This window comes from Spirosoma koreense, from assembly GCF_054777875.1.
Genome location: NZ_BAAHAC010000029.1, coordinates 538,067 through 556,814 on the forward strand (window position 1 = coordinate 538,067; position 18,748 = coordinate 556,814).

Consider the following 18,748-nt stretch of genomic DNA (forward strand, 5'->3'; position numbering starts at 1 on the left):
CTAGATTATAAACCAATTTGTAAACCGACCATGTAAGTCGTTGGCTTTGGGTAGTTGTGCCAGATTTCACCTTGCGAGAAGGCGCTGCTGTCGTTACCCTGGTTGGTTGGCGTCACTTCCGGATCACCGATAATTTTATCGGATACCTTCAGGAAGAAATTCTGCGCCGATGCATACACTCTCAGCCGGTTCAATTTGATTTTATTGGTTAGCTCTGCCGGGAATGTATAGCCCAGCAACAGGTTTTTGCCCCGCAGGAAGGAACCATCATAAATCCAGTGGCTATCAACGTTGGTTACGTAGCCTGCCCGCGTTTCGCGTATTTCAGCGATCGGTGTGTTCTGGTTTGTTGGTGTCCAGGCATTCAGGACGCTTTTATAGCTATTGGCAATGGCAACCCGGTCTTCGCTGGGGTGGAAATTCATCATCATGACGTCGTTACCACCCGAAAACTGAAGTTCGAGAGTCAAATCGACGCTCCTGTATTTCCAGGTGTTCGTGAAGGCGCCCCAGAATTTTGGGCTACCGTTCCCGATGATGCTCCGGTCAGCGTCCGTAATGGCTTTGTCACCATTCACATCCAGATATTTAAGGTCACCAGGCAGAATCGTCAACCCATTCCGATAGCTGGTAAATTTAGCAGCTTCTTCGCGCTCAGCTTCACTCCAGGTACCTAAGCGGGTCAGTCCCCAGAACGAGCCAACGGGCTCGCCGATCCGGATGATGTTGGTCTGGTTAATAAAGTTAGGACCACCTACGCCGAAAATATCGGAGGGTGTCGCCAGCGAGAGCACTTTGTTGCGGTTAAACGAGATGTTGAAGGTGCTGTTCCAGGTAAATCCGCCCCGATCGATGTTGACCGAGTTTATCCCAAACTCAAAGCCCCGGTTCTCCATCGAACCCACATTCCGACGGATGGTTGCGTATCCGCTGGTACGCGGTACTGGTGCATCCAGCAGCATATCGGTAGTAAGCCGGTAATAATAATCGGCTTCCAGCGTAAGACGGCCTTTGAATAATCCTACTTCCAGACCCACATCGGTCTGGGCAGTTTTCTCCCAGCGAAGATCCGGGTTTGCTAAACGGCTGATACCCGTTCCACCCGTTCTGGCCTCGTTGTAAATCGTAGCATAGTTCGAACTGAGCAGCGATAAAGATGAGTAAGGCGGAATTTCAGAGTTACCCGTCAGGCCATAGCTCGTGCGTAGTTTCAGGTTAGAAATTACCGGATTACCTTTCAGGAAGTTTTCTTCCGAAACACGCCAGGCCAGGGCGGCCGATGGGAAGAATGCAAATTTGTGGTTTTCCCCGAACTTAGACGAACCATCGGCCCGACCCGTAAAGGTCACCAGGTATTTATCCATCAGGTTATAGTTGATACGCCCGAAGTAAGAGTTAAATGCACTCCGGTCAGCAAACGAGCTTACAGTCGGTTGTGTACTACCAGCACCTAAGTTGTTGAAGGTAAAATAATCCGTTGCAAAATTCCGAACACTGGCACCAATGCCAAAACGATCGGTTGCCTGCCACGAAATACCCACCAGAGCCGTAATGGCATTCTTCTCGTTGATTTGCTTATTATAGGTCAGATAGTTTTCCAGCGACCAGAACGTAGTGCGGTTATTATTGGCCGATGCCGTACCATTAGCACCGATATCCAGTGTGCGGGTCTGAGACTGGTCGATCTCCTGCGTCTGAACATTAGCGCCAACAACCGTCTTCATTTCCAGGCCTTTAGCAAAGGTAATATTGGTATACAGGCTCCCGATGGTTGTTTGCGTATTCTGGATATATTTACGATCCATCAGTCGGTGCACCGAACTCATTGTACCTTCAGCCGACGGATAATCCCGGTTTTCAGCATATTTGCCATCCGCATATTTCACAGGCAGGAACGGAAAATCTTCGACAATTTGCCGGGCTACCGCATCGTTGATATCGACGAGGTTTTCAGTCTGGTTATTGTAACTAAGCGTACCGCCGATTTTCAACCATTTCTTTACCTGATCGTCAATCGTAAACCGGCCCGAAAACCGTTTCAGATAAGACGTTTTGATTAGCCCTTCATCGTCCCGATAGCCGACAGATAGCGCATACTGCGTACGCTCGCTACCACCACTGAATCCTAACTGGTGATTTTGGGAAAGCTTGTTCTGTGAAGATTCTTTGAACCAGTCGGTGTCATATAACGGATTGAGGTTGGCATCGAAAACACCTGGGTGAGCGGCACTAAAGGCCGTCCGTCTAACTTTTGGATCCAAAAACGTCCATTTACCGGCGGCCCAGCCGACGGGATCATATTTTGCCATATTGGCATACGCCAGATCTTCGGTTGCCAGGTATTCTTTGGCGTTCAGTACCTGAGGCCGGTTAGGGCCAATGGTATTCACGCTGAACTGACCATCATACGTAACGCGTCCTTCACCGGCTTTTCCTTTCCGGGTTTGCACCAGAATAACCCCGTTAGCGCCCCGCGCTCCGTAAATAGCGGTCGAGGAAGCATCTTTCAACACTTCGACGGAGACAATGTCACTAGGGTTGATGTAGTCAATTGGGTTGCTGAACTGATCCCCGGTACTCTGAGGAAGCATAACCCCATCGACCACATACAGGGGGTTGTTCGAGGAGTTGATCGAGCTGAAACCACGAATCCGGATCGTAGTCCGGCCACCGGGACGGCCCGAGTTCGTGTTTACCTGCACGCCAGGCATCCGACCCGAAAGGGCCTGGTTCAGCGACGGTGCCGGACGCTCCATCAGTTGGGCTTCTTTAACACCTGCAACGGCGCCCGTCAAGTCCGATTTTTTCGTGGTACCGTACCCGATAACGACGATTTCATCCAGCACTTTGCTGTCGGCTTTCAGGTTGACATCCAGCGACGTCTGGCTTCCAACCCGCACTTCCTGCGATAAATAACCGACAAACGAAAACACCAGTACTGCATTTCCTTCCGGAACATCGATCCGATACCGACCATCGGCATCCGTAACCGTACCCCGTTGAGTTCCCTTCAGAATGACACTCACACCAGGCAAAGCTGCGTTGCTCTCATCGGTAACCCGACCCGACAGCGACCGATCGACGCCCAGTCGGGTGGCGATGTGCCTAGTTCCCAGATTGCCATTGGAAGCTTCGACAGCGTAAGGGGCGGTGCTACAGGCAAAGAAGAGAAGACCGGGCCCGAGAGCCATCCTCACAATCTTACCCGACAGCATCTGTGGAGGAAGAAGTTTTTCCATAAATTTTACATCTCGCTTTAACGAGAGTTTAGGTTTGAACAGACAGAAATTAAAATGGCAAGTATAAATTCCTATGCTAGAAATAGGATGGTGAGGATATCTACTTACGTTTTACCGAGTTTTATTAAAAAAATTTTAAAATTGAATTAGAACTAGGTTAAAAGCTTAATTACTAGGCCACTATTGGAAACAGGTTTGGTATGAGTGCTTACGGAGTATATTGGGCACAAAATCGCTCCATAAACTGTTACCTATACGGCCGCGTCTGACCTGGCTGTTTTTATATGCAACCTGATTATTCCGTTCATACTTCTTCAACAACACATACCGCCAATCCCCGGCTGAACGCAGCCGACCTTTGGGATACGGCTCATTCGCTGGGCATTCCGGCCGCGCTATGGCGGCTTCCAAATCAGCAGAGCAAGCATTTGATTGTATCGTTCGATGAAGTGCTTCCCCGGGTAACGGTCGATCTGGACGAGCTTCCGGCGGGTTTTCTGCTTAGCCCATTCGATAATTTCGCCGATGGTTCTGGCAATGATGGTATAGACAGACCTGCCCGTACGCTTTTCCTGCGCGCCGACATTCAGGCTGTTTTTTCCGAAAATGCACAACCGGAGTTCAAAAGCACGACGAGCCAAACGGCGGACCTGTTCTGGCGCACCTTACATACCCAGGCTGAACAGCCAGCCGAGTCGCTGACCAGTACGCCTACGATAACGGCTTTGCCCGACCCGGATGCGCAGATACAATACACTACGGGTGTAGCCAAAGCGATTGAGGCCATGCAGCAGGGGACCTTCTGCAAGGTGGTGCTGTCGCGAACGAAGCGGATTCAGTTTAGCGATGCCCCTAATCCGGTTACCTTTTTCAACAAGCTTTGTCAGGCATATCCTACAGCCTTCGTATCGGTGGTTTCGATTCCGGAACGGGGCCAGATCTGGATTAGCGCTACCCCCGAACGGCTGGTCAGCACCGATGCCGATGGAATTTTTCGGACGGCAGCCCTGGCCGGAACTCAGTCGGCTTTCGATCAGAACGGAGTGCCCAAGCGACCATCGGAGGCCATGTGGTCGCAGAAAGAGATTGAAGAGCAGGCGATCGTATGCCGCTATATCATTAGCTGCTTCAAGAAGATCCGGCTTCGCGAATACCTGGAAGAAGGCCCCAAAAGCATCGTTGCGGGTAATTTGATGCACCTGGGAACCCAGTTTACGGTAGACACACAAGCGGTGCGGTATCCACAACTCGGTACGGTTATGCTTCGGTTGTTACATCCGACTTCGGCCGTGTGCGGAACCCCGCGCGATGCCGCCTTTACGTTTATCAGTCAGCAGGAAGCACACGACCGCGAATTTTACAGCGGCTTTCTGGGGCCTGTCAACATTCATTCGACGGAAGGTACGGCAACGGATATCTTCGTGCATATCCGATGTATGAAACTGGAAGGGAAACTAGCCACGCTGTATGCCGGTGCAGGACTGACCGAAGATTCGGTTCCCGAACGAGAGTGGCAGGAAACTGAAATGAAATGCCAGACACTACTGGCAGTTATTAATAATGAATAATGAAAAATGGATAATGAATAAAGGCTGCTACCAACGCATCATTCATTATCCATTTTTCATTATTCATTAACTACGCCCCTTCGGCCGGGTCGTTGGGTGCCCGGGAGCCATCTTCTGCCGTACGGTCACCCGCTTCGCTGGCGGCCGACGATTGGGTATCAGCATCGGGGGCGGTGCTGTCGGTATCAGCGTTTGCGGTTGTAACGAGCTGTTCTTCCGCAGGGTCTGGTGTTGATTCGGAGAGTGCCATAAGGGGATTCAATTAAAAGGGGTTGAGTATAACGAAGCGGCCACAACTGGTCTACTCCAGGCTATCATCGTCCAGATCGTCTTCGATATCATCTTCATCGAGATCTTCCAGATCGTCTTCATCGAATTCTTCATCTTCAATATCTTCCAGATCGTCGGCTCCGTAGCCACTGGCGGCTCCTGAGCCCAGTTCATCGAATTCGGCGCCGTCCTCGTCGAAGTCATCTTCATCATCGTCGAAAGCAGCCGATTCAGGGTCTGGGTTTAGCATTAATACATCGTCGTCCTGATCAATCGCTGGCTGGTAAATCATGGTTATATAGAGTCTAAAAGTTAATTCATTCCTCATAACGCGGCTCTTTCCCCGAAGGTTTTGCCCGTTTCAAAACTAATAGAATAATTGATTCAAAACCTCACGATTCGATTTTCGGTTCTGAAACTATCCGCTGGCAGGCCTGTCTGGCATATCGTGGCCCGCGTAAACTTACTACACAAAACAATTTGATGAAAAATTATCGGCTCCAGCGCTTATCCGATCAGCCCATCATAGAGACGTCCGACGTAAAACCGTTCATCGACGGTTTCGAGGTGCTGGGCGCTTTCAATCCGGCCGCCTGTTATGTCAACGACGAGATCCTGCTACTTCTGCGCGTAGCCGAAGCGCCAAAACCTGAAGCAGGGTATATTGCCATTCCACTCCTCGAAGAGCAGGACGGCGTGCCAACACTGACCATCAAACGATTTCGGGAACCCGAAGAACCTTATGATCCTCGGGTATTGTGGTTCGAAGGTAAAACCTATCTAACCTCGCTTAGCTACCTACGTCTGGCCCGTAGCCGCGATGGCATTCACTTTACCATTGATGAGCAACCGTTTATGTTTCCGGCCCGTATGGACGAATCGTACGGCATTGAAGACGCCCGCATCACCTTTCTCAACGGCCGGTACTGGATTACGTATACCGCCGTGTCGGAGCACGGTCCGGGCGTCGGCCTGGCCGTTACCACTGACTTTGTACAGGTCGAACGGCTTGGCATGATTCTTCCGCCCCCCAATAAAGATGTGGCCTTATTCCCCGAACAGATCAACGGAAAATACGTACTGCTACACCGCCCGATGGTATCGGATATCGGCAAGCCTTCGATCTGGCTGTCCGATTCGGAAGATGGGATTCACTGGGGAAATCACCGCTATTTGTTCGGCGGCCGTGGACAGTCCGAAACGGAGCCGTTTGCCTGGGAAGGCGCGAAGATCGGCGCCGGCCCCGAACCAATCCTTACCGACGAGGGCTGGTTAGTTTGTTACCACGGTGCCGACCCGACGCACGCCTATTCGCTGGCGCTGGCCCTGCTCGACAAAAACGACCCCTCCAACGTACTGAACCGTTCTGACATGCCGTTGCTGTTGCCCGAGCTTTCCTGGGAGCGGGAAGGCTTCTTTCCCAATGTCGTGTTTTCCAATGGATGGGTAAAATGGCCTGAGCAGAGCGAACATCCAGGAAAAATCTGGGTCTATTACGGAGCTGCTGACTCAGGCGTGGGTCTGGCCGAATTGACCCAGGAATAAGTTACCCGAACTTGCAGATACCCAGTACTCACCTGCGATCGAATACATACGTTCGATGGACGTCTTCCAGTGTCAGCGCCGGTTCATAAGCCGCATTCAGTCGATTGGCATTTTCCTCGACGGTCAACTCAAAACCCGCCTGTTCGCGTCGCTCATTGACGGCTTTGGCGTTGGCGATGGGCCAGACAAAACAACGCGCCTGCCTGGTTGTCTGTAGTTGCCGACACGAGACCTGCGTACCATATAATTGTGGTTTTCCTTCGTACATCAGTGAGCGATCGAGCATCATGGCGTACTGCGAAAAGGGCAGCTCCCCTTGATCGGCGGCTTTTTTTATCGCAGATAGGTAAACCGGAATCTTGTTGGAATGCTGAATGATGTAGAAAACCGTTTCGTTGGTTGGTACACCCACCAGTGATTTTCCGGGGTAGCCATACTGCTTCAAAATCACTTCGGCCCGGCGCAGATTGCTGCTATCGATTTTCGATTGTTCAGCCCATAGCACACCCGACAGTTGGGTGCGGCTGGTTTTGTAAACGGTTGTCAGACTATCCGTCAATGGCTGATTATTACCCAATTTGGTTAACCACTCCCGGTTACGCTGGTCTAGAACATACATGCTGTCTAGCTCCTGTTTCAGCTTTTTGTTGGCCTGGCTATAGGCGAAGATGGGTAAGATACAGAGTAAGAATAGGACTAATTTCATAAGTAACATAAAGGCTGGAAAACACCCCCTGAAGACGGTGTGTTTTTAGTAGTTTCGTAGAACCTAACTTTCCTCGTTTATGAACCACTTCATTCAACTTTTACTCCTGTTCTGGCTAGGCCTGTGTTCTTCTTTACTGGCCCAGATTCCGAAACGACCACTCGCAGCGGCAGATTATGACCGCTGGCAAAGTGTGCGTTTTGAAAAGATTTCAGCTGACGGACGGTGGATTGCCTATCAGGTCGATCCACAGGACGGCGACGGTCGGCTGGAAGTAACTGCTACTGGTATCAACTCCAATTCCAGGCCGTATGTTTTCCCTCGTGGTTACATGGCGCAGTTTACGCCCGACAGCAAGTTTCTGGTTATGCGCCTGAAAGTGCCGGTTGCCAATGTGCGTAAAGCCAAACTTAAAAAGAAAAAACCAGATGAAATGCCGAAAGACAGCCTGTTAGCGCTCAATCTTTCGACCGGTAAATCGATCAGGGTGCCAAACGTCAAATCATTTTCCTTTGGTAAAGATGCGGGTTCGTGGCTGGCGATAATGCAGGAACGAAAAGAAGAAAAAGAAAAGCCAGCTCCCAAATCTGTTGCTCAGACGCGGAATGATACGCTGAATCCCTCGTCACCGGTTTCTACAACCACGGTAGCCACACGCAAGGGACCATCGAAAAAACCGAAAGGCGATGATCTGACGCTGCTGAACATGGCCGATGGATCGCGTACGACCGTTCGTTACGTTTCCAATGTAGTCGTATCCGACAATGGGCAGGCCGTTTTTTACAGCAAAGAATCGGCCAACGACTCCCTCAAAACTGGCGACAACAGCATTCCGGGGGTGTTTTTGTTCAATCCAGCCAAAGGGCAAACCATGCTGATCGATACCAGTTCGAAACGCAAACTATACAAAGGGCTGGCTGTCGATAAAACCGGGCAGCAGTTAGCCTGGATGGCTTCGGCCGACAGTGCAGGAGCCGACGTGAAGGTCTTTTCATTGTATTACAAGAGCCTATTGCCCGCTGCGCCAGGCAAAGGCAAAAAAAGTAAAACCGCTTTACCAGCAGCTCCCTTCCGGGTTTTGGCCGACACGTTGACAGCGGCCCTGCCCAAACGCTGGTCGGTCAACGAGTTTCGGGAGCCAAAATTCTCGGAAGATGGCAAGCGGTTGTACTTCTCGACTTCGCCCATTCCGCCCAAGCCCACCAAAGACACCCTGACGCCCGATGATGAAAAGGTGAAAATGGACATCTGGACCTGGACCGACACGCGGCTGCAACCCATGCAGCAACGCCGATTGAAGGAAGAAAAAGAACGGGGGTTTCTGACCCTCTATGACCTTACCGCCGGTAAAATTATTCCGCTGGCGAACCGCGAAATCCCGACGGTCGAGTTCGATGCCAAAGTCGACACGCGCTATCTGCTCGGTCTGAGCGATTTACCATATCAGGTGCAGGCCTCCTGGGACCCTGGACATACGGACTTGTACCTGATCGATACGCAAACGGGTGACAAAAAACGGATCGCCAACGACATAATGGCGTCGCAGCCGAAACTATCGCCCGGCGGAAAGTATGCCTACTGGTTCGATGAGCGCGATTCACTCTGGCGGGCTTGGTCGGTCATGGAAGGCAAACGTATTGACCTAACCCGCGGCTTACCCAGTAAATTTTTCGACGAAGAGCACGATACGCCGAACCTGCCCGGTGCCTACGGATCGGCGGGCTGGACCGAAGGCGACCGGTACGTATGGCTCTACGATCGCTACGATCTCTGGCAGATCGATCCGACAGGTCGTGAGAAACCGCTGAACCTGACTATGGGCTGGGGACGTAAAAACAACGTACGACTTCGTCGAGCCGACGTGGACAGTGATGATGACACGCCCGGCCGACGCGCAACCTCTACCGAAAAAGCGATCGACCCGAAAACGGAACTCTTCATGACCGGCATCTGGGAAAGCGACAAGTCGACCGGAATTCTGAAAAGTAAAAGCGGTCTTTCGGCCCTCGAACCCGTCGTGCTGACCCGGAGCAATCATCGCTATTCGGGTTTGAACAAAGCGAAAAACGCGTCAGTGATGACGTTCTACCGAGGAAATTTCCAGGAGCCAATCAACCTCTTTCTGACCGACACAACCCTGGCTTCGCCGAAGCAGTTGACCCGGATCAACCCGCAGCAGGATAGCATTCGGTGGGGTAGCGTGGAGTTGGTCAAATGGATCGGTACCAACGGCATCAAACTGGAAGGGCTGCTATACAAACCCGAAGGGTTCGACCCGAAGAAAAAGTACCCCATGCTGACGTATTTTTACGAGCGCAATGCCGAAACCCTGAACGACTATAAAGTACCCGCACCGAGTCGCTCGACCATCAACGTTTCCTACTGCGTTTCAAATGGTTACCTGGTCTTCATTCCTGATATCGTTTATACTACCGGTCAACCAGGACCCAATGCCTACGATTGTATCGTACCCGGTGTATTGAGTCTGCTGGACCGTGGCTTCGTAGACCGCGACCGGCTCGGTATTCAGGGGCAAAGCTGGGGCGGATATCAGACTGCCTACATTATCACCCGTACGAATCTGTTCCGGGCAGCCGAGGCCGGAGCGCCTGTTGCCAACATGACGTCGGCCTACGGGGGTATTCGCTGGGAAACGGGAATCAGCCGGGCGTTTCAGTATGAGAAAACGCAGAGCCGGATCGGCGGTACGCTCTGGGACAAGCCGATGAACTACATCGAAAACTCTCCGCTTTTCTTCGCCAACCGGATTCAGACGCCCCTGATGATGACTCACAACGATGCCGATGGGGCCGTTCCCTGGTATCAGGGTATCGAGCTTTTTTCGGCCCTGCGCCGACTCAACAAACCGGTCTGGATGCTGGTCTACAATGGCGAAGGGCACAATCTGACCCAACGCCATAACGCTAAAGACCTGAGCATTCGGTTATACCAGTTTTTCGATTATTACCTCCAGGACGCACCCATGCCGGTCTGGATGAAAGAAGGGCGCACAGCCGTTGAGAAAGATCGGGGCGAAATGAAATATTGATCTATGTTGGATTTTATGTAACTTTGGCTAAACAATCCGACGACATGTCCATCATCAAGCAGCCGTTACTCTACGCAGGTTCTCAGGGGGAAAAGTATTTATACACCTTGTTCGACAGCGGAGCAAATCTATCCTGCATTCATCCGGAGCACGTTCCAGACCTGGCGCATTTGGAAAGCCTGGGACGGGTACGACGTGTTGCCACGGCTGCGGAAGGGCATTATATTGAGATAAGACATGCCGTTCGGCTAGACTTTTATCTGCAGGATGTTCTCTTATCCGATGAGTTTTTAGTCGTGCCAGGGCTAAGCGAAGAAGCGATCATTGGCGCGGCCACGATGCAGAAGTGGCGGATTAAACTCGACTTTGAACACGATACTGTACACGTCGACCCCAAGGTTGCCAAAATGCAGTTGATTTAATCAATCGGTGTCGCTTGTAGCCAGTTAAGCGACACCGGCTGATTTCTACCCACACGGCGCCTTTCCCTAAAAACCCGTTCGGAAATCCTGATTCGGAAATTCGTTTTGCGGCTGCAATCCACGAGATTTGCGGCTGTTCATCCGCAGTTTCCTATGCATTACCGATTATTTACCCTTACCGTAACCCTTGTTCTACTGGCTTTTGGCTGTAAAACCACCCGACTTCCTGTAAAGGCGACTTCCGTAACCGCTTCTATTACGGATGAAGGACTGCTTACCTGTTTCAGTCCCGGAACCTCAGTAAATGGACAGCTTGTCTGGTGCGAAGCGTCGGCGGTTTTGTACGATGGCAAACACATTCTTTTCGCTAACGACAAAGACATGCCACCGGGCCAGAGTCCGGTTTTTATGAAAACACCTGAAACGCTGGCCGACTCAGCACAAGCGCCTGTTTATCTGACGCAACCGACGTTTTCGCAGGGAACGAAATATGAAGATTTTGCCCAGTCACCCGACCGACGACTGGTTTTACTGACGACTGCTTTCGACCGGGTAAAAGCTGGCAGCCACGATTGGGACCGATTCAATACCATTTTATACTGGCGTTCCGGCGACGAATCCCATCCGAAGGTTTTAGCGCCCGACGACACCAGCCGTACGTCGATTGCCTACCGACAGAAAATAGCGCAGGTGCTGGCTACCAGCGAATTTCCCGGTACGATTCCGTATTTTAAAATAGAAGGGCTGGCAGCTACAGACCGCCAGTTGTTTTTCGGAATCCGGGAAGAAGGGAAATCCTATGAGAGCTTTACATACCGGGCCAAAATTATCAGCGTTTCTTACAAGCTTGACCAGTCGGGCGAAAGCGAACGGATCCGCATTGGCGATGACTGGAAAATTATCAATGACTTCGACATCGCCAGGGCAGAACCGGGCCTTCCCAAACCACTGGCTATTTCCAGCCTCGAATACGACCCCCATCGAAACCTGTTCTGGATGCTGACTTCGCTCGAAGCAAACGGTCAGTTCGATACATATCTGTGGAGAATATCCCCCGACGATCTGTACGCCGGTAAACCCTTTACGCTTGTCCGAAATGCCCAGGGGCAGCCCGTTCACACGCCTGGACACAAAGCCGAAGACGTAACTCCGCTGGATCGGAATCGGCTTTTGCTCATCTGCGATGACGACCGGACCCAGACAACCGTTGGGCCGCGCGTTCGTCAACCGAATCAGGCGCCGTATGTGGTGCTGACCCTTGACTGATACCTTCCACCTCCCGAGCAGACGGCTTACTCTCCCAGACTGTAGCTTCGGGAATCCGGTCCGGAAAATAAGCTACTTCATCCTGGGGCAGACAAACGCCGATCCTTTTCGCTATTTTTGAGCCTCAAATACGGGCCATGCTCTGAATGGCCAACTGATTGACGAACATGCTGCTGAGTGAACAAGAAATAAACCGCCGACAGAAGCGCGAGGAATTGATGCGGATGGGAATCGACCCCTACCCCGCCGAACTTTTTGACGTTACCACCACCATTGCCGATATCCGCGCGGCTTTTCAGCCCGGCACTATCGAACCGGAGACAGATCTTTCCGGCGACGAGCGCTGGGGAAATATCCAGTTGGCCGGACGAATGATGGTATTTCGGATTAGTGGCAGCGCTTCTTTTGCCGAAATTCAGGACGCTACCGGTCGGATGCAATTTTATTTTCGGCGGGACGATCTTTGCCCCGGCGAGGATAAGACCCTGTATAACACCGTCTTCAAAAAACTGCTGGACATCGGCGACATCATTGGTGTACGTGGTCATGTGTTCACGACCAAAACCGGCGAGTTATCGGTGTATGTAAAGGAATTTAAACTCCTGAACAAATCGCTGCGGCCGCTGCCAGTGGTCAAAGAAGTGGTGAATGAGCAGGGCGAACGAGAAACCTACGATGCGTTTACGGATCCCGAACAGCGGTATCGTCAGCGTTATGTAGATCTGATCGTCAACCCGCAGGTGCGCGACGTATTCGTCAAGCGTACGAAACTAGTGAATTCGATCCGGCAGTTTCTGAGCGCCCGTGGGTACCTCGAAGTGGAAACGCCGATCCTGCAGCCTATCCACGGGGGAGCCACGGCACGCCCCTTCCGCACACACCACAACACACTCGACATGACGCTTTACATGCGCATTGCGAATGAGCTGTACCTGAAGCGATTGATCGTGGGCGGATACGACGGCGTCTTCGAGTTTGCCAAAGATTTCCGAAACGAAGGCATGGACCGTACCCATAACCCGGAGTTTACGCAGGTCGAATTTTACGTGGCCTACAAAGACTACCTCTGGATGATGGATACCATCGAAGAGATGGTCGAGAAAGTAGCGCTAGATGTGGCCGGTACTACAAAAGTGACGGTTGGCGAGAATATTATCGACTTTAAGCGCCCCTGGAAACGACTCACCATGTTCGAGGCCATTCAGACATACACTGGCGTGGACGTATCAACCATGGACGAAGCCGAACTACGGCAAGTGGCCGAGAGTCGGGGTATAAAAGTGGACAGCACGATGGGCAAATCGAAACTAATCGACGAGTTGTTTGGCGAAGCCTGCGAACCCAACCTGATTCAGCCCACGTTTATTACCGACTACCCCGTTGAGATGTCGCCCCTGACCAAGAAACACCGGAGCAAACCAGGTCTGGTCGAACGGTTCGAAGCCATTTGCAACGGGAAGGAAATCGCCAATGCGTATTCGGAGCTGAACGATCCGCTCGATCAGCGCGAACGATTTGAAGAACAACTGCGGCTGGCTGAACGGGGCGATGAAGAGGCTATGGCGCTGGATGAGGATTTTCTACGGGCTCTCGAATACGGTATGCCGCCAACGGCGGGCGTAGGGCTGGGGATCGATCGGCTCACCATGATCATGACCAATCAACCTTCGATTCAGGACGTCTTGTTTTTCCCGCAGATGCGTCCTGAAAAGAAACTGGAACAGTCGGAAGAAAGCGATTTCACGGCCGTCGGTATTCCGGCCGAGTGGGTTCCGGCTATTCAGAAACTAGGCTTTCTAACGGTAGAGCAACTACGTACGGCCAATCCGAACAAAGTATTTAACGATTTGGGGGGCGTTCGGAAAAAGTTGAAGCTGGAGGCTAAAATGCCCACGCTCGACGAGGTAAAAAGCTGGATCGGCAGGTAAGTGCAAAAACCCCACCTGATGATCAGGTGGGGTTTCCATCGTCTGTTCTGACGGTATAAATTAGTAGCCAGAGTCTATCTTTTGCACCTTTACGGCGTTAAGTCCTTTTTTGCCGTCAACCACTTCAAACTGTACCCGGTCTTTTTCGCGGATGGTAATGCCATTCAGGCCGGTGATGTGGACGAAGATGTCCCGGTTGGTATCGTCTTCGACAATGAAGCCATAACCTTTACTTTCGTTAAAGAATTTTACTACACCTGTTTGCATAAAACGTAAACAATTAAACAATTAAACATTAAAAGGGTCAGTTATTATTAAAGATCACGGTACAGATACCCAGGCGTTCGAGCAAGCAGGATATTTGATTGACAATCAACGAGCTTTGTTAAAAATATAACCGGAGAACAGCCTAAATAAGTAGTTAGCCCCGTTACAACACAAAGAAAATAAAAATGTTCTGACTTCAAGTGGCTTGAGACCACTTTTTAGGTATTTTCATTACATTTATACTGATCTTTTGTGTAAACGGCAAACAATCTGTTTAAAACAGTCGTTTAACCAATCCGGTTATATTCAAGGTTTATCCACGTGCCCAGCACTTCAGAGACATGAATAAGATCCGTTTTTTTGTTGAAAGTCAAGCATTTGGCGTCTGCTCGCGCTTAGGGGAGAAGATGAACATATCGGCCAGCAGCATCCGACTGTATTTTATTTACACCTCTTTTCTGACGCTGGGCTCGCCTGTCATCCTCTACCTCATTATGGCGTTCTGGATGGAAATGAGCAAACACCTGCGCCGGCATGCCCATCCGACGGTCTGGGAGCTATGACTAGCCAGACACGATAACGCCTTCGCATGTATAGGTTGATCGATCTAGGCTCCTATTTCTCTGAAGGTTTTTTTCCCTTTTGCAAAATATTGCCAAACAATACTACGTGGGAAAAGCCGGACGTCGGTCGTCTGTAGTTTTTGTAACTGAGCCCGTTGGCGGTGCAGCACGGGTAAATGTCGGTAAAAAGCGAAGTGTGCCCGCACGATGGCCCATACATCACGCCATTCGCCTAGTTGCATGAACAGCAGCGAAGATGCCCCATCCAGTAGCAATCGGAGTAGAATTTTAGGCCACAGCCAACCATCAGCCGGCCAGTTTTTATACAACATGAATAAACTGTTGCGGTAATTCAGGTACGTCTTGAACGGGTTGGATTTATGGAGCGTTCCCCCGCCGACATGGTATACAGTCGATTGGCCGCAGGTCCAGACTTCGTGGCCCAGCCGCTGCAAACGCCAGCACCAGTCGATCTCTTCCATGTGGGCGAAAAAGGATGCGTCGAAACCGCCCGTCTGGTGAAAGACCGCCGTGCGTACGAACAGACAGGCTCCCGTAGCCCAGAATACCCGCCGATTGTCGTCGTACTGACCCTGGTCTGTCTCGAAGGTGGCAAATACCCGCCCCCGGCAGAATATATACCCCAGCCAGTCTACAAACCCACCAGCCGCCCCGGCATGCTCGAATAACTCGCGCTCACTATACGATCTGATTTTGGGCTGGCAGGCAGCAATTTCCGGATTAGCGTTCATTAACGTCATCACGGGCAGTAGCCACCCTGGCGTTACTTCAATGTCGGAATTGAGCAGCACATAATACGTTACCGGATCGTAGTGCGTTCGTATGTAATCGAGAGCCCGGTTGTAGCCACCCGCGTAGCCCTCATTCTGAGCCAGTTCGATGACGTTTACCTCGGGAAAATTTGTCCGTAACAGCGAAACGGAGGAATCCGTAGATGCACTATCGGCTACATAGACTCTGTGCCCATCGGCATTGGCAAGTACGGTAGGTAGGAATTCAGCTAAAAACGACTGGCCGTTATAGTTAAGAATAACGATGGCAAGGGTATCCACGAGGTAAATTTATGGGGTACATACTACGAGTATCGAATCGACACTCGTAGCCTGCAAGCCCTTCAAGGCTTCATTAAAACAGGCCATCCAGATTCAGACCAGGAATATTCGGCAGCAGGCCTTCTGTAGCCTGACGGAGATGTTCGCGGGCTTTGCTTTCTACATTGCTCATGGCTTTGTTGGTAGCGGCCACGATCAGATCCTGCAGCATTTCCCGATCATCGGGCCGGATCAGATCCGAATCAATTTCGATTTTCAGAACGTTTTTCAGCCCGTTGACCGTCACTTTGACTAATCCGGCTCCCGATTCGCCCGTTTCGGTAACGGTACTTAAGGACTCCTGGGCGTCTTTCATCCGGGCCTGAACTTCCTTCATTTTCCCAAACATGTCCATCATAACCTTGTACGAAATTGTGCGAAACCGGCGTTTCGCAGTGAGTTGAATAATAGCAAGTTAAACCTTTTTTCTGAACCAGTTTTACCGCTTTTGCCAGTTGGTTCAGCAAGGTGCTAACAGGCTACAGGCATGTTTCGTTCGACATCTTTGGCGGTTGACTGAACGACGGTTTGCCCGCACAAATATACCGAATTCCTGCGGTCTGTGCGGGTTTGTTTCATTTAACAAGTATGCTGGTGGGTTGCAACAGCACCGTCCTCACGTTTATCAAAAAATAAAGCGAACTGACATCGTTAGTTCGCTTTGGTCAATCCTATCTCTTACTCGTTGGGAGTAAGCACCAAAGGTAAGAACCCTCACCGCCTTTGGACCGAAGAATAGACAAGGACATTAAAAACACCGACAAGTCACCCCTTTTAGTCGATAGGAACGTCAACGATCGCTTTTTATTCAGCCAGAAAACGCGGGGTTACATAAACAACCTGCGGTTGCAGGTCGCTTTAGGAGCAAACCACTTACCGGAGCAACAGCAGCGTCCCGGTCCGAACCGTTTTCTGCCCCGCAATGTCTTCGACCTCCACCCGATACATATACTGCCCCTGGTTAGCCGGCAGGCCATTGACCATGCCATCCCAGCCCGTTGTCTTGTCGGTGGTACTGAACACCACTTCGCCCCATCGACTATAAATGTTCATGATAAAGTGATCGGCAAACAATCCCTTGGGTAAAAAAGAATCGTTGACATGATCGCCATTGGGCGTAAACGCATCCGGTATAGTAAACCGGTCTTCGCGGGCAAAAGTGTAGTAGTTGGAATAACTGGTGTTACCCCCAGAGGTAGCCACAATTCGGTAGGTGTAAACGACTTCGCTCAGATCACGATCGTAATGCGTCGTGGTGCCAACGCTTTTTGTAGGAATTCCGGTCCTGGATGAATCGATCAGTTCGACGGCGTAATTACTTACCGAGCCAGGAACGAATGGCGACTGCCCGGTCCAGTCGATCGAGGTTTTAGTAGAAGAATTTAAAAACACGGTACAAACCGGTTTCGATGGAGGCAATCCAATACCGCAACCACCCTGATAACTAACCTGATAGCAGTAGGAACCCGTAGCGGCATTGGCATTATCGTCTACAAACGTATCTTTATCGACCAGCGTCGTCAGCGGACTAAACGTTCCGGATGCGCCTTCGGCGCGGCTGATCTGCAGGGTATAACTGGTAGGCGCTCCGGTCGTCAGGTGCGTAACTAAAGTTGGCCGGTTGTTTTCGACCGATACGACTACCGTTCCTAAGCTATCCAGAACAGTGCCGCTGACCCCCGTTACGCAGACCGGAGCCGACGTAACCTCCGTCTGTGCCGTACCGTCGATTGTGGCTACCAGACTATAGCAGTATTGCGTACCGCATTCGATGGCATTATCGTCCGTAAAGGTACTGGTGTTCTGGTTTGTGATCGTAGCGGCCAGCGGTGCGTTGTTGCGCAGGATTCGGTAATACCGGAACCGGGAAGTCGACGAAACTTTTCCGGCGTAGGATTGCCAGGTAAGGTTATTTTTTTTGTTGTCTGCTTTTGCATCCAGTACCAGGCTACAAACCTCGTCGGACTCCAGCGAAGCACTGCCACAAACGTCCTGCGAAGTTACTTTAAAGCATTGCACCTGTTTGGCGTCGGTTTTAACGGTAAAGGTACCCGGTCCCGTAGCCGTCTGATTGATAGCCGTGTAGGTACCGTTTACGCGTTGATACACCTGCACGGGCGAAACTGCCCCGACCTGATACTGAATGGTTATGGTGCCGGCATCGACCGTTTTCAAGGCCTGAATAACCGGTTGCGTTACATCGGAAGCCAGCGCGACCGTTTGCTGATTCGGTGAGCGGCAGATCGGCGTAGTCAGAGAGCCGTATACCCCCTCCACAGTAACCGTTGGCGTATTGGATGAATTAGCCGGATAGATGTGCTGTGGGTTCGCTTCCATTTGAGCCCGGTTCATCTCGACCGGAATGGAACCGTCGCCCCAGTTAATCACATAGGTATCGTATTGACCCAGCGTAGATACGTTCGTTTGTATGGTTAGCTGCCGTCCCGTACAGGCTTTCAACGAAAACTGCACTGGATCGAGCGGCAAAACGGTAACCGTCTGGCATTTTACCGAACTTGTTCCGTTCAAAGAACCGACCTGAAGGATGGTGTACGTACCTGGTCTGTCGTATGTAAAAATACCTGTTAGCTGCAAGCTACCGGTAGGAATACCATTTCCCTTGTAATCAGCAATATAAGCGATATTTGACAGCCCTGCCGGGATACCGCCGACAACACTTATTTTATCATTCGGGCAGATTCGGATTTTGTCCAAGGTGAATCCACCTTCTACTGAACCCTGGCGGTTGAGGCAGTAATTATTATTTGGGTCTACATTCTGGGCTAAGGAAGACACCGGCTGAAGGCATAATA

The 18,748-nt window shown here is 51.1% G+C and carries 15 protein-coding genes; 7 read left to right on the forward strand and 8 right to left on the reverse strand.

Translation table 11 applies throughout. The annotated features are described in order from the left end of the window. Nucleotides 1-5: 5 nt before the first annotated feature. Nucleotides 6-3,239 carry a SusC/RagA family TonB-linked outer membrane protein gene (locus ACYVC2_RS30115; protein ID WP_461109007.1) on the reverse strand — a complete coding sequence of 1,078 codons (3,234 nt, stop codon included), beginning with the start codon at nucleotides 3,237-3,239 and terminating at the stop codon, nucleotides 6-8. Nucleotides 3,240-3,523: 284 nt separating this feature from the next. Here ACYVC2_RS30115 and ACYVC2_RS30120 point away from each other — a divergent pair, with 284 nt between their 5' ends. Then, a complete protein-coding gene (locus tag ACYVC2_RS30120) occupies nucleotides 3,524-4,807 on the forward strand; it encodes an isochorismate synthase (RefSeq protein WP_461109009.1) in 1,284 nt (427 codons plus the stop codon). 70 nt (nucleotides 4,808-4,877) lie between these two features. On the opposite strand, the gene ACYVC2_RS30125 is transcribed toward ACYVC2_RS30120, so the two are convergent. Together ACYVC2_RS30125 and ACYVC2_RS30130 are read right to left on the reverse strand one after the other, a co-directional pair. Then, nucleotides 4,878-5,057, reverse strand: coding sequence for a hypothetical protein (locus ACYVC2_RS30125; protein ID WP_461109011.1), 180 nt, complete (start codon nucleotides 5,055-5,057; stop codon nucleotides 4,878-4,880). 51 nt (nucleotides 5,058-5,108) lie between these two features. Next, nucleotides 5,109-5,369 carry an adhesin gene (locus ACYVC2_RS30130; RefSeq protein WP_461109013.1) on the reverse strand — a complete coding sequence of 87 codons (261 nt, stop codon included), beginning with the start codon at nucleotides 5,367-5,369 and terminating at the stop codon, nucleotides 5,109-5,111. 191 nt (nucleotides 5,370-5,560) lie between these two features. On the opposite strand from ACYVC2_RS30130, the gene ACYVC2_RS30135 reads away from it, so the two are divergent. Further along, the gene (locus ACYVC2_RS30135; protein ID WP_461109015.1) at nucleotides 5,561-6,622 is read left to right on the forward strand and encodes a glycoside hydrolase family 130 protein; all 1,062 of its coding nucleotides are present in this window, start codon (nucleotides 5,561-5,563) and stop codon (nucleotides 6,620-6,622) included. A 28-nt stretch (nucleotides 6,623-6,650) separates the two neighbouring features. Here ACYVC2_RS30135 and ACYVC2_RS30140 read toward each other — a convergent pair whose 3' ends face one another. Beyond that, a complete protein-coding gene (locus tag ACYVC2_RS30140) occupies nucleotides 6,651-7,328 on the reverse strand; it encodes a DUF6624 domain-containing protein (RefSeq protein WP_461109017.1) in 678 nt (225 codons plus the stop codon). Between the two features lie 79 nt (nucleotides 7,329-7,407). Between ACYVC2_RS30140 and ACYVC2_RS30145 the strand changes: the two genes are divergently transcribed. The 4 genes from ACYVC2_RS30145 to lysS all read left to right on the forward strand — a co-directional run bounded on the left by ACYVC2_RS30145 (nucleotide 7,408) and on the right by lysS (nucleotide 13,993). Then, nucleotides 7,408-10,377 carry a S9 family peptidase gene (locus ACYVC2_RS30145; RefSeq protein WP_461109019.1) on the forward strand — a complete coding sequence of 990 codons (2,970 nt, stop codon included), beginning with the start codon at nucleotides 7,408-7,410 and terminating at the stop codon, nucleotides 10,375-10,377. Between the two features lie 44 nt (nucleotides 10,378-10,421). Next, on the forward strand, nucleotides 10,422-10,799 hold the full coding sequence (locus ACYVC2_RS30150; protein WP_461109021.1) for a retropepsin-like aspartic protease: 378 nt from the start codon (nucleotides 10,422-10,424) through the stop codon (nucleotides 10,797-10,799). A gap of 153 nt (nucleotides 10,800-10,952) precedes the next feature. Next, a complete protein-coding gene (locus ACYVC2_RS30155; RefSeq protein WP_461109023.1) occupies nucleotides 10,953-12,065 on the forward strand; it encodes a hypothetical protein in 1,113 nt (370 codons plus the stop codon). Nucleotides 12,066-12,232: 167 nt separating this feature from the next. Beyond that, entirely contained in the window at nucleotides 12,233-13,993 is a 1,761-nt protein-coding gene (gene lysS / locus ACYVC2_RS30160) for a lysine--tRNA ligase (protein WP_461109025.1), read from the forward strand. 60 nt (nucleotides 13,994-14,053) lie between these two features. Here the strand turns inward: lysS and ACYVC2_RS30165 are convergent, their stop codons facing one another. Beyond that, nucleotides 14,054-14,260, reverse strand: a complete 207-nt coding sequence (locus ACYVC2_RS30165) for a cold-shock protein (protein ID WP_461109027.1) — start codon at nucleotides 14,258-14,260, stop codon at nucleotides 14,054-14,056. A gap of 341 nt (nucleotides 14,261-14,601) precedes the next feature. Between ACYVC2_RS30165 and ACYVC2_RS30170 the strand changes: the two genes are divergently transcribed. Next, entirely contained in the window at nucleotides 14,602-14,823 is a 222-nt protein-coding gene (locus ACYVC2_RS30170; RefSeq protein ID WP_420150149.1) for a PspC domain-containing protein, read from the forward strand. A gap of 44 nt (nucleotides 14,824-14,867) precedes the next feature. Here the strand turns inward: ACYVC2_RS30170 and ACYVC2_RS30175 are convergent, their stop codons facing one another. The 3 genes from ACYVC2_RS30175 to ACYVC2_RS30185 form a co-directional block, all read right to left on the reverse strand. Continuing rightward, nucleotides 14,868-15,896: a glycosyltransferase family 2 protein gene (locus ACYVC2_RS30175; protein ID WP_461109029.1), complete on the reverse strand. Its 1,029-nt coding sequence runs from the start codon at nucleotides 15,894-15,896 to the stop codon at nucleotides 14,868-14,870. Between the two features lie 73 nt (nucleotides 15,897-15,969). Further along, a complete protein-coding gene (locus ACYVC2_RS30180; protein WP_461109031.1) occupies nucleotides 15,970-16,293 on the reverse strand; it encodes a YbaB/EbfC family nucleoid-associated protein in 324 nt (107 codons plus the stop codon). A gap of 515 nt (nucleotides 16,294-16,808) precedes the next feature. Further along, nucleotides 16,809-18,650, reverse strand: coding sequence for a T9SS type B sorting domain-containing protein (locus ACYVC2_RS30185; protein WP_461109033.1), 1,842 nt, complete (start codon nucleotides 18,648-18,650; stop codon nucleotides 16,809-16,811). Nucleotides 18,651-18,748 lie beyond the last annotated feature (98 nt).